The sequence below is a fragment of the Nitrococcus sp. genome, assembly GCF_059432795.1.
Genome location: NZ_JBXWZQ010000106.1, coordinates 1 through 15,739, shown reverse-complemented (window position 1 = coordinate 15,739; position 15,739 = coordinate 1). Strand labels below are relative to the sequence as shown.

The window sequence follows — 15,739 nt, the reverse complement described above, 5'->3', positions numbered from 1 at the left end:
TGTGACGATGTTCTTGCCCGAGGAGGATCGCTACAGTTATACCAAGCAACGCCTCAACAGCCGGCTGGCGAGCCTTATCGGTGGCCGCCTCGCCGAGGAGATGACCTTCGGTCGGGAGCGGGTTACCTCGGGCGCGCAGAACGACATACAGACCGCCACCGAACTAGCCCGCAATTTGGTTACCACATGGGGCCTGTCCGATCGAAGGGGGCGGCTTGCTTTCGGCGAGGACGAGGGCGAGGTGTTTCTCGGGCCTGCCGTGAACCAGCACAAGCAGATCTCCGATGAGACCGCGCATGCCATCGATGAAGAGGTGAGGCGCATCATCGACGAGAATTACCGTCGCGCCAAGAAGATCCTCGAAGAGAACAATGACAAGTTGGCCAATATGGCGGAAGCGCTGATTAAATACGAGACGCTCAACCGCCAGCAGATCGAGGATATCTTGAATGGCCGACCACCACGTCCTCCCGAGGACTGGGACGGCCCGGCCTCTGCATCCGGTGCCGGCGGCATTGATAAACAGCCGGGCGAGAAAGCGCCGGGCGACAAATCCGGCGGCAAAATCGGTCGACCCGCTAGTGAGCACTAGCCGGCGGGCTTATGGCGGCGGCCGCTACGCCGAAGATGCTCGAGTGCGGTGGCAAAATAGTTGATTTGTCCTCGCCTCGCGTGATGGGCATTCTGAACATCACCCCCGATTCCTTTTCGGACGGGGGTGATTTTTTTTGTCTGGACGCCGCAATCACCCGGGCGTGGACCATGGTAGAAGAGGGCGCTGCGATCATTGACGTGGGCGGCGAATCCAGTCGCCCGGGCGCCGTGGAAATCACCGTGGCCGAGGAACTCGACCGCGTCCTTCCAGTCATCGAAACGCTGGCGCGGGAGTTGCCGGTACCGCTTTCTCTGGATTCGACGAAGCCGGAAGTGATGCGTGCGGCCGGCGCCGCTGGAGCGGGGTTGATCAATGACATCATGGCGCTGCAGCGCCCGGGCGCATTGGCCGCCGCCATAGAGACACGCCTTCCGGTCTGCCTGGTCCACATGCAGGGCACGCCGCAAACCATGCAGGCAAACCCGCGCTACGACGACGTGCTGGAGGAGATTCATCAATTCTTTGAAGAGCGAATACGCGCGTGTGTAGACGCCGGACTCGACGGCGAGCGGCTGATCCTCGATCCGGGCTTTGGTTTCGGCAAAACGCTGGCGGATAATCTGCGCCTGTTGAAACGGCTGCATCGGTTCAGCGATTTCGGGCTGCCGGTGTTGGCCGGGCTTTCGCGCAAATCTTTTCTGGGCAAGCTTGCCGAGCGTTCGGTCGGGGAGCGGTTCGCAAGCGGTCTGGCGGCGAGCGTGCTTGCGGTGGTCAACGGGGCGCAGATTATTCGCACTCACGATGTCGCGGCAACGGTTGAGGCGCTGCGAATTGTCGAGCGTGTTCAGAATCAGGATTGAACGACACGCATGAAGTGGCTCATAAAATTTGGTAGTGGGCGTATAATGCTGGATACAGGCGCCGATAACCTTTGGGAATGCAGAGTATAAAAGGTGCCGCCCTCGTGATCCTGCGGGAATACGAGGTTAACGGATTGCAAATTCCAACAAGTAACTGCGCCGGAATAGGGATTCTTCCATGGACAAGCGCTATTTTGGAACAGACGGTATCAGGGGGCGCGTCGGCGAATTCCCCATAACACCGGATTTCATGCTCAGGCTCGGTTGGTCTGCCGGGCGTGTTCTCTCCGGTCGCGGCGCCAACAATCAAGTGCTCATCGGCAAAGATACGCGGATTTCGAACTACATGTTCGAGTCCGCCCTGCAGGCGGGCTTATCCGCCGCCGGCGTGAATATCCAACTGCTGGGCCCCATGCCGACTCCCGCCATCGCCTATCTTACCCGCACGTTGCAGGCTAACGCCGGCATTGTGATCAGTGCCTCCCATAACCCGCACCATGATAATGGTATTAAGTTCTTTTCTGCCGAGGGGCGAAAGCTGGACGATGAAACGGAACTGGCCATCGAGGCAACCATGGACGAACCGATTACCACCGTTGCTTCGAGACGGCTCGGTAAAGCCTATCGGATGATGGATGCACCCGGACGTTATATCGAGTTCTGCAAGCATTCCATTCCATTCGGCACCCGTTTGGATGGCTTTAAGCTCGTCGTGGATTGTGCGAACGGTGCCGGTTATCAAGTCGCGCCAGCCGTATTTCGAGAACTCGGCGCGCAAGTAAGCTGTCTCGGTGTGGCGCCCGATGGGCTCAATATCAATGTTGATTGTGGCTCGCTGCATCCAAGCCGCCTGCAACAGGCTGTCCTGGATCGCGGCGCGGATGCCGGGATCGCACTGGATGGCGACGGCGATCGCGTCATCATGGTGGATGAGTCGGGCGAAGTGCTCGACGGTGACCAATTGCTCTGGGTCATTGCGCACGATCGGCAACAACAGGGAACGCTGCGTGGGCCGGTGGTCGGTACTTTGATGACCAACCTGGGATTGGAGCGTGCGCTCGGAACGCTCGGCGTGCCTTTGCTCCGTGCCAAGGTCGGCGATCGGTACGTGATGGAAATGTTGTTGGAGCACCAGGGTGCCCTGGGCGGCGAATCCTCCGGACACATTATTTGTCTCGACCGCACGAGCACTGGCGATGGGATCGTCTCCGCGTTGCAGGTGCTCAGTTGTATGAGCGAATCGAACCAATCGCTCAGTCGGCTGTGCGAGGGGATGTTCAAGCTGCCGCAGCACATGGTGAGTGTTCCCGTGGCCGCGCGTGTGGATCCATTCGAGGTGCCTGCGATCACTGCCGCGGTGCGCGAGATCGAGTCACAGCTCGGAGCATTTGGACGCGTGCTACTGCGCTCCTCCGGTACCGAGCCGGTCATCCGGGTGATGATCGAAGGCCAGGATCGCCAACATGTGCAGCGGCTGACGGATTGGTTGGCGAACCGCGTGGCCGAGGCGCTGGTTGCCAACCCGGTCATCGCGGATTGATTTAGATTTGCGTGAAGCGTAATCTTGCGGGCTTATTTCAGGGAACACGGGACCTTCTGAATTCAGATGCGTACAAGGTTGATTGCCGGGAATTGGAAGATGAACGGGTCGCGCGAACGCACGCGGGAGTTGATTCAAGCGATCGCTGCAGGGCTCCCGCAAAGTCCGGACTATGAGGTCGTTGTCTGCCCGAGTTTCGTCTTCCTGCGGGATGCCGCAGATAGTCTTGCCGCAAGCGTCGTCGGTTTGGGTGCCCAGAACGTCTGTGATCAGGACCAGGGGGCTTTTACGGGTGAGATTGCGGGGGACATGCTGGCTGAACTGGGCTGTCGTTGGGTCATCGTCGGGCACTCCGAGCGACGTCACCTCTATGGTGAGAGTAGTGCTCTGGTGGCCAGCCGTTTTGCGGCTGCGCAGCGCCATGGCCTGATACCCATTCTCTGCGTTGGCGAGCAACTTGCCGAGCGAGAGAAGGGGGCAACAGAGGCGGTTCTCGACGAGCAGATACAGGCCGTGTTCGAGCACCAGGGTGCCCAGGCGTTTCGTTCGGCGATCATTGCCTATGAACCGGTCTGGGCCATTGGGACGGGGCGTACCGCTACTCCGGAGCAGGCGCAGGAAGCTCATGCTCATATCCGTAACCGGGTGGCCGACTACGATGCGAGCGCTGCGGAGAACCTGCAAATTCTCTACGGTGGCAGCGTCAAGCCGGAGAATGCTTCGATTCTTTTCGGGCAGCCGGATGTGGACGGTGGACTCATCGGCGGTGCCTCGCTCAAGGCGGATGATTTTCTGGCCATCTGCCGTGCCGGTGAGTCCGCACAATGAGATGCCCTCGTAAGCGAATGGGTTTCCTCCGTTAATCTCCTGGGAACGCGGACTTATGTACACCGCTATCTTAATCGCACACCTTGTGATTGCCGCCTCGCTCATCGGACTGGTGCTCATTCAGCATGGCAAGGGAGCGGACGCCGGTGCTGCCTTTGGCAGCGGCGCCTCGGCTACGGTGTTCGGGGCGCGCGGTTCTACTTCGTTTCTAGGTAAGATAACGGCGCTTTTTGCCGCCGGGTTTTTCGGAACCAGCTTAGTGTTATCCATGCTGGCGGGTAGCTATCGTCAGCCTCACAGTGTTATTGACCGCGACGCGATTCAGGACGAGACCCCGGCGCAGTCACAGGAGCAAGGGCCGCCGCCACCGGCGGAGCCGGCACCTGAGCAGGCGCCGGAGCCTGCCCCGGCGCCGCCTCCTTCCAACAGCCCGTAGTGCTCTCGGCAATTGCCGAGAGAGGGCGTGGCTGATAAAATACCACACTTTGACTGCAGACTGCGCTTAGTTCGCGCGATGTCGGCATTTGTTTGTAAGGCCATGTTCCGATAATAATTTTGGGGTTGAGATGGTCTGGCGAATAGGGAACTTGGCGATCGCGCGGATGTGGTGGAACTGGTAGACACGCTGTCTTGAGGGGGCAGTGGCGCAAGCCGTGCCGGTTCGAGTCCGGCCATCCGCACCACCAACCTGTTTAGCACGAAATGCAAGCCGGATTTTGGGAGTCGGTTGCGAGGAATCATTCTCGATGCTTGAGAGTTATTTGCCAATTCTCGTTTTTCTCGTGATCGCAGTCGTGGCCGGTGTCGCACCGCTTATAGCCGGAATGATCCTTGCTCCTCGGCGTCCGGACGAGAATAAGCTCTCGCCTTACGAATGTGGTTTTGAAGCGTTCGAAGACTCCCGAATGAAATTCGATGTGCGGTATTACCTGGTCGCCATCCTGTTCATTATTTTCGATCTGGAAATTGCCTTTCTTTTCCCGTGGGCCGTTGTGCTGGATCGGATCGGACTGTTCGGATTCGCCGCTATGGCAATCTTCGTGGGTATCCTTTTGATCGGGTTTCTCTACGAGTGGAAAAAAGGGGCGCTGGAATGGGAATAGAAGGCGTTCTGGAGCGAGGCTTCGTCACCACTTCCGCGGACAAATTGATCAACTGGGCGCGAACGGGTTCGCTTTGGCCGATGACCTTTGGCCTTGCCTGCTGTGCGGTGGAGATGATGCACGCCGGCGCCGCGCGGTATGATCTGGATCGATTCGGTATCGTGTTCCGGCCGTCGCCACGGCAGTCCGATGTCATGATTGTGGCCGGCACCTTGGTCAACAAGATGGCACCGGCTTTGCGCCGGGTTTACGACCAGATGGCGGATCCGAAATGGGTGATCTCCATGGGCTCCTGTGCCAATGGTGGCGGCTACTATCACTACTCCTACGCGGTAGTGCGTGGTTGCGATCGGATCGTGCCGGTGGATGTGTACGTGCCGGGCTGTCCGCCGACCGCCGAAGCCCTTCTCTTCGGTATCGTTCAATTACAAAAAAAGATCCGTCGCACTAATACGATCGCCCGCTGAGAGAGAAACCCTCATGGCTGTTCCAGTGGAACAATTAGCCGACCGCCTGGAGCAGGTCTTGGGCGGCTCGGTCATCGAATCGCGGGTGCGATACGGAGAGCTGACGCTCACGGTCAACCGCAGCGACCTCCTGCGAGTCATGGGGGAACTGCGTGACCACGACGCTTTCCGCTTCGACCAGCTCATCGACATCGCCGGGGTCGACTACGCGGCTTATGGGCAGGATGAATGGATCACCGAGCGAGCGAGCTCCACGGGCTTTAGCCGAGGGGTCGACGGGTTTAGTACAGGTCGGCTGGGGCTTACCGGGATCTATGGCGTGCATGAGATCACGTCGAACACAGGCAGGCGCTTCGCGGCAGTCTACCATCTGCTCTCGGTGGCGCTGAACCAGCGGGTGCGGGTTCGCGCTTTCTGTGGGGACGATAATTTCCCGCTGCTCGATTCGGTGGTCTCGGTCTGGAGCTGTGCGGATTGGTTCGAGCGCGAGGCGTTCGACCTGTTCGGCATCATCTTTAACGGCCATCCTGATCTGCGCCGGATTCTTACCGATTACGGCTTCGTCGGCCATCCATTCCGCAAGGATTTTCCTTTGATCGGCAATGTCGAGGTCCGCTATGACGAGGAACGCAAGCGCGTGGTCTACGAACCTGTCAGCATCGAGCCTCGAGTGCTCGTGCCCCGGGTGATCCGCAGCGACAACCGATATGCCGATCGGGCATCGGAGGAAGAGCGCGGCGATGCCTGAGATCAGTAGCTATACGGTGAATTTTGGCCCGCAGCACCCTGCGGCGCACGGCGTGCTGCGTTTGGTGTTGGAGCTTGACGGCGAGGTGGTTCGGCGGGCTGATCCGCACGTCGGCCTGTTGCATCGCGCCACCGAGAAGCTCGCCGAGACCAAGCCGTTCAATCAGAGCATCGGCTACATGGATCGGCTGGACTACGTCTCCATGATGTGTAACGAGCACGCCTACGTGCTCGCCATCGAGAAGCTGCTGGGGATTGAGCCACCGATTCGCGCACAGTACATCCGCGTGCTCTTCGACGAGATTACGCGGATCTTGAGCCACTTGCTCTGGCTAGGCGCGCACGCCCTCGACGTAGGAGCGATGACGGTCTTTCTGTATTGCTTCGCCAAGCGCGAGGACCTTATGGACTGCTACGAGGCCGTGTCCGGTACGCGCATGCACGCAACCTATTATCGCCCGGGCGGCGTTTATCGGGATCTGCCGGTGCAGATGCCCCAGTATGAGCCCTCCTCGAAGCGCTCCCCAAAAGATCTGGACCGCCTGAATCAGGCGCGTCAAGGCTCGATGCTGGACTATATTTCAGCCTTTGCGGCGGATTTCCCTGGATACATCGACGAATACGAGACCCTGCTGACCGACAACCGTATCTGGAAGCAGCGTCTGGTGGATGTGGCCGTAGTGTCGCCGGAGAGAGCGCTGCAGCTGGGCTTTACTGGTCCCATGCTGCGTGGGTCCGGCGTCGAGTGGGATTTGCGCAAGAAACAACCCTACGAAGTCTACGATCGTCTGGCTTTCGATATCCCCGTAGGAACGCGTGGCGATTGCTACGATCGTTATCTGGTCCGTATCGAGGAGATGCGCCAGAGCGTGCACATCATCAATCAATGTGTCGACTGGCTGCGCAGCAACCCGGGCCCGGTGATGGTCGACGACCACAAGGTTGCGCCACCGTCCCGCGAAGAGATGAAAGACGACATGGAATCGTTGATTCATCACTTCAAGCTCTTTACGGAGGGTTATTGCGTGCCCAACGGCGAGGCTTATGCGGCCGTGGAGGCGCCGAAAGGGGAGTTCGGTGCATACATTATCTCCGACGGCGCGAACAAGCCCTATCGACTGAAATTGCGGGCGCCTGGGTTCCCGCATTTGGCGGCCATGGATGAAATGAGCCGTGGCCATATGCTCGCTGATGTGGTCACGATCATCGGCACCATGGATATCGTTTTCGGGGAGATCGATCGGTGAAGCGGGGACGTTTGTCGGAGGAACTGCTCAGCGCCGAACAGCGCGGTGAAATCGATCATTGGCTCGCGAAATTTCCTGGTGAGGGTAAGCGCTCAGCGGTGATTCCTGCTCTGCACATTGCTCAGGAAGGCAACGGTGGCTGGCTCAGTCGCGAGCTTATGGATGCCGTGGCCGACTATCTCGGGTTGCCCCCGGTCGCCGTCTATGAGGTGGGAACGTTTTATTCAATGTTCGATCTCGAGCCGACCGGCCGGCACAAGATTAACGTCTGCACCAATATTTCGTGCATGCTCAGCGGCGCGGATCAGCTTGTAGAGCACATCGAAAAAAAGCTCGGCATCTCGGTGGGCGAGTCGACCGCCGATGGTCGCATAACGCTCAAGCGCGAGGAGGAATGTCTGGCCGCGTGTGCCGGAGCGCCGATGATGCTGGTCGATGAAGAATACTACACGGATCTCACGCCGGCGAAAGTGGACAAGATTCTGGATAAGCTGGAGTAGCCATGGCTAACGAGGTTTGCTTCGCAACCCTCCGATTCGACTCCCCATGGACGTTCGAGAATTACCGCAAAGTGGGTGGTTATCGAGCGTTGCACAAGATTTTCGACGAGAAGATCAAGCCCGAAGATATAGTTGATGCCGTTAAGCGCTCCGCGCTGCGCGGCCGAGGAGGAGCCGGCTTTGCGACGGGGGTCAAATGGAGCTTTATGCCGCGCAATGCGCCAGGTCAGAAATATATCGTGTGCAACTCCGATGAGTCGGAGCCTGGAACCTGTAAAGACCGCGACATTCTGCGTTATAACCCCCATGCCCTCGTTGAGGGTATGATCATCGCCGGTTACGCCATGGGCGCCGACGTGGGATATAACTACCTGCGCGGAGAGTTCATGCGCGAGCCTTTTCAGCGCATGGAACAGGCGTTGAGCGAGGCGCGCGAGGCAGGTTATCTCGGTGAGGACATCCTCGGCAGCGGTTTCGGTTTCCAGCTGCATAACGTCTATGGGGCGGGAGCCTATATTTGCGGTGAGGAAAGCGGATTGCTCGAGTCGTTGGAAGGCAAAAAGGGCATGCCGCGTTTCAAACCCCCGTTCCCGGCTCAATTCGGTCTCTACGGTCGTCCGACGACGGTGAACAATACGGAGACCTTCGCCTCCGTCCCTTCCATCATTCGTAACGGTGCCGAGTGGTTTCTCGGACTGGGCAAACCAAACAACGGGGGTGTCAAATGCTTCTCGGTCTCGGGGCATGTGGTCAAGCCGGGCAATTATGAGGTGCCTCTGGGGTTTCCCTTCCGTAAGTTGCTGGAGTTGGCCGGAGGAGTCCGCGACGGGCGCAAGCTCAAAGCGGTGATCCCGGGAGGCTCCTCGATGCCAATGGTTCCGGGCGAGCAGATGCTCGAGCTGGACATGGACTATGACAGCCTCATGAAGGCCGGCTCTGGTCTGGGCTCCGGGGGGGTTGTGGTTATGGACGAGACGACGGATATGATCAAAGTCATCCTGCGCATCGCCCGGTTCTATTATGCCGAGTCCTGCGGTCAGTGCACGCCGTGCCGGGAAGGCTGCGGATGGATGTATCGCGTTATCAAGCGGATCTACGAGGGCAAGGGCCGTTGGGAGGACCTGGAACTGCTCGAGTCGGCTGCAGGGCAGATCGCAGGGCATACGATTTGCGCGTTCGGGGAAGCAGCCGCGTGGCCCGTGCAAAGCGTGCTCAAGCACTGGCGGGACGAGTTCGTGCACTACATCGAGCACAAGCGTTCCCTCGTCGCGGAGCGTGCCGCATGAGCGCTCGAGTCGACCAAAGCGCACCGGAGATGGTGACCATCGAGGTCGACGGTGTGGAAATGCAGGCGCCGAAAGGCTCAATGCTGATTCAGACGACCGACCGGGTCGGCATTGATATCCCGCGCTTTTGCTACCATCGCAAACTCTCCGTCGTCGCCAATTGCCGTATGTGCCTGGTGGAGGTGGAGCGCGCGCCCAAGCCGCTACCGGCCTGCGCGACGCCGGTTGCCGAGGGTATGAAGGTGCGGACCCGATCTGAGCGCGCGCTGGCCGCTCAGCGTGGTGTCATGGAGTTTCTGCTGATCAACCACCCCTTGGACTGCCCCATCTGCGACCAGGGCGGTGAGTGCGAGTTGCAGGACGTTTCGATGGGCTTCGGACGAAGCCTGTCCCGGTTCACCGAGCGCAAGCGGGTCGTGAAGGACGAGAATCTGGGGCCCTTGGTGGCCACCGACATGACCCGCTGTATCCACTGCACGCGTTGTGTCCGTTTTCTCGATGAGGTCGCAGGTCAGTATGAGCTTGGTGGTATGTACCGGGGCGAGCACATGGAGATCGGTACGTTCTCCGGCGGGGGCGTGCACTCGGAACTCTCGGGTAACATTATCGATCTTTGTCCCGTCGGAGCGCTGACCTCCAAACCGTTTCGGTTTCGCGCCCGGGCTTGGGAGATGTTGAGCCACCCGGGTATCGCGCCGCACGATGCGATTGGCTCGAACGTCTATATCCACCAAGTGGAGGGGACGGTCAAGCGGGTGGTGCCGCGGGACAACGAGGAGATCAATGAGAGCTGGATCGCCGATCGCGACCGCTTCAGTTATGAGGGGATTTATAGCGAGGATCGACTGCACCGGCCGCTGCTGCGCCAGGGCGATACCTGGAAAGAGGTCGAGTGGCAGGACGCGCTGGAATCTGTGGTCGCGGGATTGCGGCGCACGGTTGATACCCATGGGGCCGAGCACCTCGGCGCATGGGTATCGCCGAGCGCGACGCTCGAGGAGATGTACCTGCTCGGGCGCTTGTTACGCGGGCTGGGCAGCCGCAATATTGACCATCGCTTGCGCCAAGCCGATTTTCGCGACGATGGGACCGCGCCGGCCTTTCCTTATCTGGGGTTAGGCCTCACGGCTGTCGAGCGTCTTGATGCCGCTCTGATTATCGGCGCCTATACACGCTGGGACCTGCCGTTGTTCAATCATCGCTTGCGCAAGGCCGCTCAGGCGGGTGGCCAGGTGATGTTTTTGAACCCGCGGGCGTTCGAGTGGAACTTCTCTCCGGCAGAAGAGCAGGTTGTCTCTGCTCGGGAATTCGCCTCGGAGCTCGCGCTGATTGTCGCGGCAATGGCCGAGCAGCAAAGTGTTCCGCGCCCCTCACGACTGGAGACGTGGGTGGGGCAACGTACGCCGGATGCCGCGCACCAGCGTATCGCGAAGCGATTGGCGCAGGGTGCGCGTAGCGCCGTATTTGTTGGCGCGCTGGTCGAGGCTCACCCGGCGGGAGCGGAACTGCGGGCTTTAGCGGCGTTGTTGGCCGAGCTGTCCGGGAGTCACTACGGCGTACTCTCGCAAGGTGCCAATTGCGCCGGTGCGTGGCAGGTGGGAGCCGTTCCGCAACACCACCCCTCGCATCCGGGCAAACCGGGTCTGAATCTTCGCGAGATGCTGGATGCCCCGCGGCGCGCCTTGATTCTGTTCAATGTCGAGCCGGAGTTCGATTGCTGGGATAGTGCGGCTGCGCGACGGGCCGTGGACGCGGCTGATTTCGTGCTGATGTTCTCGCCTTACGCCACGGAGGCCATGCGCGCCTACGCCGATGTCATATTGCCGATGGGCGCGTTCACCGAGACAGCGGGCACGTTCGTCAACGCCGAGGGCCTCTGGCAGAGTTTCTCCGGCCTGACCAAGCCCGTCGGGGAAGGGCGTCCCGCTTGGCGAATTCTACGGGTGCTCGGCAATTTGCTCAGGCTCACCGGGTTCGGTTATAACGCTCCCAATGAAATTCACGGCGAAATCCGCGAGCTCATCGGCCATATCTCGCCGCCCCCGCCGCCGCGTTGGAAGCCCGAGGGGCTGGAGCCAGTGAAACTCGAGGGATTGTTACGCCTGGGGACATGCGGCATTTATGCGCTAGACCCGCTGGTGCGTCGTGCACTGGCCCTGCAGCGTACCGTACAGGCTGATGATACGGCGGCTTACATGGCCCCCGAGACGGCGTCGCGGCTGGGATTCGAGGACGGTGCGCGGGTGCGCGTCCGCCAGAGCGGCCAAGCCAAACAGCTGACGTTGCGTTTCGACCCGGATCTGCCAGCGGATACCGTGTGGATCACGGCCGGCGGCGCCAGTACGGCCGCTCTGGGGCCGATGATCGGCGAAGTTACCGTAGAGCGCCTCTAAGGCGATCGCGGCGCCAGGGATACGACGAGAACAATCATGGCGGAATTGACAGGCCTTATCTGGATCGTAGCGAAAATCGTTGCGCTGGTCGTGCCGCTGTTCGTGGCGGTGGCCTATATGACCTATGCCGAGCGCAGAGTGATCGGCTGGATCCAATGGCGTAAGGGCCCCAACCGGGTCGGGACTTATGGGCTGTTACAGCCCATCGCCGACGCCTGTAAGCTTCTGATGAAGGAAGTGGTCATTCCTCAGAATGCCAATCGCTTCCTCTTCCTTCTGGCGCCGCTTTTCTCCATTATCCCCGCGCTGGCGGCCTGGGCCGTCCTGCCGGTCGGCGAAGGAATGGCCATCGCAGATATCAACGCCGGACTCCTGTACGTGCTGGCTATGGCGTCGATGGGTGTCTACGGGGTCATCGTCGCCGGTTGGGCGTCGAATTCGAAGTATGCATTGATCGGGGCGATGCGCGCCGGCGCGCAAGTGGTTTCCTACGAGATCGCCATGGGCTTTGCGCTCGTGGGGGTTCTCATGGCAGCCGGGAGCCTGAACATTAGTGAGATCGTGCAGGCTCAGCAAGGACCGGTCTGGAATTGGTTCTGGCTGCCGCTGCTGCCACTGTTCCTCGTCTACTGGATCTCAGGTGTCGCGGAAACCAACCGGCTGCCGTTCGACGTTGCCGAGGGAGAATCGGAAATCGTCGCCGGCTTCCATGTGGAGTATTCGGGAATCGCATTCGCGATCTTTTTCCTTGCCGAATACGCCAATATGATCCTGATTGCGGGGCTGGCGTCCGTGATGTTCCTTGGCGGTTGGTATTCGCCGTTTCACGGAGTGCCCTTTATCGGGCCGGTTTTCGATCTCGTGCCCGGACCCGTATGGTTTTGCCTCAAGGCAGGATTTTTCCTGTTCGGTTACATTTGGTTCCGCGGCACATTTCCGCGCTATCGCTACGATCAGATCATGCGCCTAGGGTGGAAGGTGCTGATCCCGGTGACGGTGGTATGGCTGATCGTGGAATCGATTTTCATCTTGACCGGGTTCGGACCCTGGTTCTGAGCGGAGGTGCGGCTATGCAGGCCATTCGGGACTTATTCAATAGCTTCCTGCTCATCGAGCTACTCCAGGGGTTGCGTCTTACCGGCCGACATCTTTTTACGCACAAGTACACGATTGAATATCCGGAGGAACGGGCGCCGCAATCGCCGCGGTTCCGTGGGTTGCACGCGCTGCGTCGCTATCCCAACGGTGAGGAGCGTTGCATTGCCTGCAAGCTCTGTGAGGCCGTCTGCCCGGCATTGGCGATTACCATCGAGTCAGAGCCGCGCGAGGATGGCACACGTCGCACCACGCGCTACGATATTGATCTGTTCAAATGCATTTATTGCGGTTTTTGTGAAGAGTCCTGTCCAGTGGACTCGATCGTCGAGACCCGCATTTACGAGTATCACTTCGAGCGCCGCGGTGAGAACGTCATCCATAAGCAGGAGTTGCTGGCGATCGGTGATGAGTACGAGCAACAGCTCGCCAGGGACCGGGCGGCGGACGCACCGTATCGCTAATCCGGCCACACAGGCCCCCGAAACAAGCGCGGTCGACTGGGAGCGTTAGGCACGTGGTAGAGCTGGTGCTTTTCTATATATTCGCGGCGGTTTTGCTATTCGCCGCAACGATGGTCATCACGGCTAAGAACCCGGTGCATTCCGCATTATTCTTGGTGTTGGCCTTCTTCAACAGCGCGGCGTTGTGGTTGATGGCAGAGGCCGAGTTTTTGGGCATCGCCCTGGTGCTGGTTTACGTCGGGGCGGTCATGGTGTTGTTCCTGTTTGTGGTGATGATGCTCGACATCAATCTTGCCCCCATGCGCGAGGGCTTTGCCCGGTATCTTCCCATCGGTGCCCTGGTCGGGCTGGTAATGGTCTTGGAGATGGCGCTGGTGGTCGGTTCCGACGAAGTCAAGCTGATGCATACGCTGACTGCTTCCGCGCCGGTGGAGAGCCCGGGCATGAGCAATACCACAGCACTTGGCAGCGTGCTGTACACGGTTTACGCCTATCCCTTCGAGATCGCCTCGGTTGTGCTGTTGGTCGCTATCGTTGCTGCCATCATGTTGACCCATCGTCGTCGGCCGGATACCAAGTATCAGAATATCGACCGCCAGGTCCGCGTGCATAAGGAACAACGGCTCCGGATCGTCTCGATGGCGTCGGAAAAGCGAAAGTAAGTACAAGAGCGATCAACGATCGGCTCGCAGAGTTAGGATCACAGCCATGGTGCAGCTTTCCCACTATCTCGTGCTGGGGGCGATCCTGTTCAGCCTCGGCATGGCCGGCATTTTTCTCAACCGGAAAAACGCCATTATTCTGCTGATGTCCATCGAGCTGATACTTTTGGCCGTGAACTTCAACTTCATTGCCTTCTCGCACTATTTGGGCGATATCCAGGGGCAGGTATTCGTGTTCTTCATTCTTACTGTTGCCGCCGCCGAGTCGGCTATCGGCCTGGCTATCCTGGTCGTTTTGTTTCGCAACACCAACACCATCAACGTTGGCGATCTGAACAGGATGAAGGGCTGATTGGATGGAATACATGTACCTCGCCATCGCACTGGCGCCGCTGCTCGGAGCAATCATCGTCGGTCTGTTCGGGCATCGGCTTGGACGTCTCGCATCGCATCGCGTAGCCATTGCGGCGGTCGGTTTTTCTTGCCTGCTGTCCTTGCTGGTCCTCGCCCGCTTCGTATTGGGGGACCCCGAGCCCTATAACGGAACGGTCTATACGTGGGCCGTTGCCGGCGGGCTGCGAATGGAGATTGGCTTCCTAGTCGATCAGCTCACAGCGGTGATGATGGCGGTGGTCACTTTCGTCTCGCTGATGGTGCATATCTACACCATCGGCTATATGTATGACGACCCCGGCTATCAACGCTTCTTCAGCTACATCAACCTGTTTACGTTCGCCATGCTCATGCTCGTGATGGCGAACAATTTCCTGCAGCTGTTCTTCGGCTGGGAGGCGGTGGGCCTGGTCTCCTACCTGCTGATCGGCTTTTGGTTTACGCGCGAGAGCGCCGTTTTCGCAAGCCTGAAAGCCTTTCTGGTCAACCGAGTCGGTGACATGGGCTTTTTGCTGGGAATAGCGCTGCTATTGGCCACTTTCGGCAGTCTCGATTACCAGCAGATCTTCTCGGCCGCGCATGCGCAGCCGCATCTAATCATTACCGTCCTACCCGGCTGGTCTTGGTCCGTGATCACGCTCGCCTGCATTCTGTTGTTCGTGGGCGCAATGGGGAAATCGGCCCAGATTCCCTTGCATGTTTGGCTGCCGGATTCGATGGAAGGCCCCACCCCGATATCGGCGCTGATCCATGCCGCCACGATGGTGACAGCCGGCATCTTCATGGTGGCGCGAATGTCGCCGCTGTTCGAGCTCTCCGATACGGCGCTGTCGGTGGTATTGCTATTCGGGGCCATGACCGCGTTTGCAATGGGGCTGATCGGCATCGTGCAGAACGACATCAAACGCGTGATCGCCTACTCGACGCTCTCGCAACTGGGTTACATGTTTGTGGCGCTAGGTGCGTCGGCTTACGCCGTAGGCATTTTCCACCTTATGACCCACGCCTTTTTCAAGGCGCTGCTGTTCCTGGCGGCCGGCGCCGTTATCGTGGCGCTGCATCACGAGCAAGACATGCGCAAGATGGGCAATCTGCGCCGCTATCTGCCCGTCACGCACTTTACGATGCTGCTGGCGACGCTGGCATTGGTCGCCGCGCCTTTTTTCTCGGGATATTACTCGAAAGACATCATCATCGAGGCGGTGCACGAGACGGACCGTGCCGGAGCCACGCTGGCCTACTGGCTGGTGCTGCTGAGCGTGTTCGTGACGGCGCTGTACAGCTTTCGACTCTACTTTTTGGTGTTCTGGGGCCCGGAGCGTATCGACGCTCATGCCAAAGAGCACATGGCACATTTGCCTCGCTATGTGCGAAGGGCGATGGAATGGCCGCTGATCCTGTTGGCCATACCGTCCGTCGTGATTGGTTATTTTTCGGTCGGGCCGCTGGTATTTGGAGATTTCTTCGGTCAATCGCTGTTCGTCGCGGAATCTCATGATGTCCTGCGGGAGATGGGCCATAGTTTTCATGGTCCTTGGGACTTCGCCACGCACGCCATC

Annotated in this window: 16 protein-coding genes, 1 tRNA gene and 1 pseudogene; all 18 read left to right on the top strand. The window is 59.3% G+C overall.

All coding sequences use genetic code 11. The features are described from left to right. Positions 1-592 (top strand): annotated as a pseudogene (locus AC52Q4_RS07980) (ATP-dependent zinc metalloprotease FtsH); the annotation flags it as partial. Positions 593-603: 11 nt separating this feature from the next. Further along, complete coding sequence (folP, locus tag AC52Q4_RS07975; protein ID WP_495536268.1) at positions 604-1,455, top strand: dihydropteroate synthase; 852 nt, start codon at positions 604-606, stop codon at positions 1,453-1,455. A 178-nt stretch (positions 1,456-1,633) separates the two neighbouring features. Further along, the gene (glmM, locus tag AC52Q4_RS07970; protein WP_495536267.1) at positions 1,634-2,995 is read left to right on the top strand and encodes a phosphoglucosamine mutase; all 1,362 of its coding nucleotides are present in this window, start codon (positions 1,634-1,636) and stop codon (positions 2,993-2,995) included. Positions 2,996-3,061: 66 nt separating this feature from the next. Beyond that, positions 3,062-3,823 (top strand): triose-phosphate isomerase, encoded by a 762-nt coding sequence (gene tpiA / locus AC52Q4_RS07965; protein ID WP_495536266.1) that lies wholly within the window; start codon positions 3,062-3,064, stop codon positions 3,821-3,823. A gap of 55 nt (positions 3,824-3,878) precedes the next feature. Beyond that, positions 3,879-4,259 (top strand): preprotein translocase subunit SecG, encoded by a 381-nt coding sequence (gene secG, locus AC52Q4_RS07960; RefSeq protein ID WP_495536265.1) that lies wholly within the window; start codon positions 3,879-3,881, stop codon positions 4,257-4,259. Positions 4,260-4,421: 162 nt separating this feature from the next. Beyond that, a tRNA-Leu gene (locus AC52Q4_RS07955) sits at positions 4,422-4,506 on the top strand. A gap of 63 nt (positions 4,507-4,569) precedes the next feature. Then, positions 4,570-4,926, top strand: a complete 357-nt coding sequence (locus tag AC52Q4_RS07950) for an NADH-quinone oxidoreductase subunit A (protein WP_495536269.1) — start codon at positions 4,570-4,572, stop codon at positions 4,924-4,926. Beyond that, complete coding sequence (locus AC52Q4_RS07945) at positions 4,917-5,393, top strand: NuoB/complex I 20 kDa subunit family protein (RefSeq protein WP_495536264.1); 477 nt, start codon at positions 4,917-4,919, stop codon at positions 5,391-5,393. Before AC52Q4_RS07950 ends, AC52Q4_RS07945 begins: the two co-directional genes overlap by 10 nt. A gap of 13 nt (positions 5,394-5,406) precedes the next feature. Then, entirely contained in the window at positions 5,407-6,141 is a 735-nt protein-coding gene (locus tag AC52Q4_RS07940) for an NADH-quinone oxidoreductase subunit C (RefSeq protein WP_495536263.1), read from the top strand. Next, complete coding sequence (locus AC52Q4_RS07935) at positions 6,134-7,387, top strand: NADH-quinone oxidoreductase subunit D (RefSeq protein ID WP_495536262.1); 1,254 nt, start codon at positions 6,134-6,136, stop codon at positions 7,385-7,387. Before AC52Q4_RS07940 ends, AC52Q4_RS07935 begins: the two co-directional genes overlap by 8 nt. Continuing rightward, positions 7,384-7,887, top strand: coding sequence for an NADH-quinone oxidoreductase subunit NuoE family protein (locus AC52Q4_RS07930; protein WP_495536261.1), 504 nt, complete (start codon positions 7,384-7,386; stop codon positions 7,885-7,887). Before AC52Q4_RS07935 ends, AC52Q4_RS07930 begins: the two co-directional genes overlap by 4 nt. A 2-nt stretch (positions 7,888-7,889) precedes the next feature. Next, on the top strand, positions 7,890-9,173 hold the full coding sequence (nuoF, locus tag AC52Q4_RS07925) for an NADH-quinone oxidoreductase subunit NuoF (RefSeq protein WP_495536260.1): 1,284 nt from the start codon (positions 7,890-7,892) through the stop codon (positions 9,171-9,173). After that, positions 9,170-11,566, top strand: coding sequence for an NADH-quinone oxidoreductase subunit NuoG (gene nuoG, locus AC52Q4_RS07920; RefSeq protein ID WP_495536259.1), 2,397 nt, complete (start codon positions 9,170-9,172; stop codon positions 11,564-11,566). Before nuoF ends, nuoG begins: the two co-directional genes overlap by 4 nt. A 36-nt stretch (positions 11,567-11,602) precedes the next feature. Continuing rightward, on the top strand, positions 11,603-12,622 hold the full coding sequence (nuoH, locus tag AC52Q4_RS07915; RefSeq protein ID WP_495536258.1) for an NADH-quinone oxidoreductase subunit NuoH: 1,020 nt from the start codon (positions 11,603-11,605) through the stop codon (positions 12,620-12,622). A 14-nt stretch (positions 12,623-12,636) separates the two neighbouring features. Further along, a complete protein-coding gene (gene nuoI / locus AC52Q4_RS07910; protein WP_495536257.1) occupies positions 12,637-13,125 on the top strand; it encodes an NADH-quinone oxidoreductase subunit NuoI in 489 nt (162 codons plus the stop codon). A 53-nt stretch (positions 13,126-13,178) separates the two neighbouring features. Continuing rightward, complete coding sequence (locus AC52Q4_RS07905; protein WP_495536256.1) at positions 13,179-13,787, top strand: NADH-quinone oxidoreductase subunit J; 609 nt, start codon at positions 13,179-13,181, stop codon at positions 13,785-13,787. Positions 13,788-13,833: 46 nt separating this feature from the next. Then, the gene (nuoK, locus tag AC52Q4_RS07900; RefSeq protein ID WP_495536255.1) at positions 13,834-14,139 is read left to right on the top strand and encodes an NADH-quinone oxidoreductase subunit NuoK; all 306 of its coding nucleotides are present in this window, start codon (positions 13,834-13,836) and stop codon (positions 14,137-14,139) included. A 4-nt stretch (positions 14,140-14,143) separates the two neighbouring features. After that, on the top strand, positions 14,144-15,739 hold a 1,596-nt coding region (gene nuoL, locus AC52Q4_RS07895; RefSeq protein WP_495536254.1), incomplete at its 3' end, for an NADH-quinone oxidoreductase subunit L.

Coding starts and splice junctions, on each gene's coding strand:
- folP (WP_495536268.1), top strand. CDS start 604: ATGGCGGCGGCCGCTACGCCGAAGATGCTCGAGTGCGGTGGCAAAATA.
- glmM (WP_495536267.1), top strand. CDS start 1,634: ATGGACAAGCGCTATTTTGGAACAGACGGTATCAGGGGGCGCGTCGGC.
- tpiA (WP_495536266.1), top strand. CDS start 3,062: ATGCGTACAAGGTTGATTGCCGGGAATTGGAAGATGAACGGGTCGCGC.
- secG (WP_495536265.1), top strand. CDS start 3,879: ATGTACACCGCTATCTTAATCGCACACCTTGTGATTGCCGCCTCGCTC.
- AC52Q4_RS07950 (WP_495536269.1), top strand. CDS start 4,570: ATGCTTGAGAGTTATTTGCCAATTCTCGTTTTTCTCGTGATCGCAGTC.
- AC52Q4_RS07945 (WP_495536264.1), top strand. CDS start 4,917: ATGGGAATAGAAGGCGTTCTGGAGCGAGGCTTCGTCACCACTTCCGCG.
- AC52Q4_RS07940 (WP_495536263.1), top strand. CDS start 5,407: ATGGCTGTTCCAGTGGAACAATTAGCCGACCGCCTGGAGCAGGTCTTG.
- AC52Q4_RS07935 (WP_495536262.1), top strand. CDS start 6,134: ATGCCTGAGATCAGTAGCTATACGGTGAATTTTGGCCCGCAGCACCCT.
- nuoF (WP_495536260.1), top strand. CDS start 7,890: ATGGCTAACGAGGTTTGCTTCGCAACCCTCCGATTCGACTCCCCATGG.
- nuoG (WP_495536259.1), top strand. CDS start 9,170: ATGAGCGCTCGAGTCGACCAAAGCGCACCGGAGATGGTGACCATCGAG.
- nuoH (WP_495536258.1), top strand. CDS start 11,603: ATGGCGGAATTGACAGGCCTTATCTGGATCGTAGCGAAAATCGTTGCG.
- nuoI (WP_495536257.1), top strand. CDS start 12,637: ATGCAGGCCATTCGGGACTTATTCAATAGCTTCCTGCTCATCGAGCTA.
- nuoK (WP_495536255.1), top strand. CDS start 13,834: ATGGTGCAGCTTTCCCACTATCTCGTGCTGGGGGCGATCCTGTTCAGC.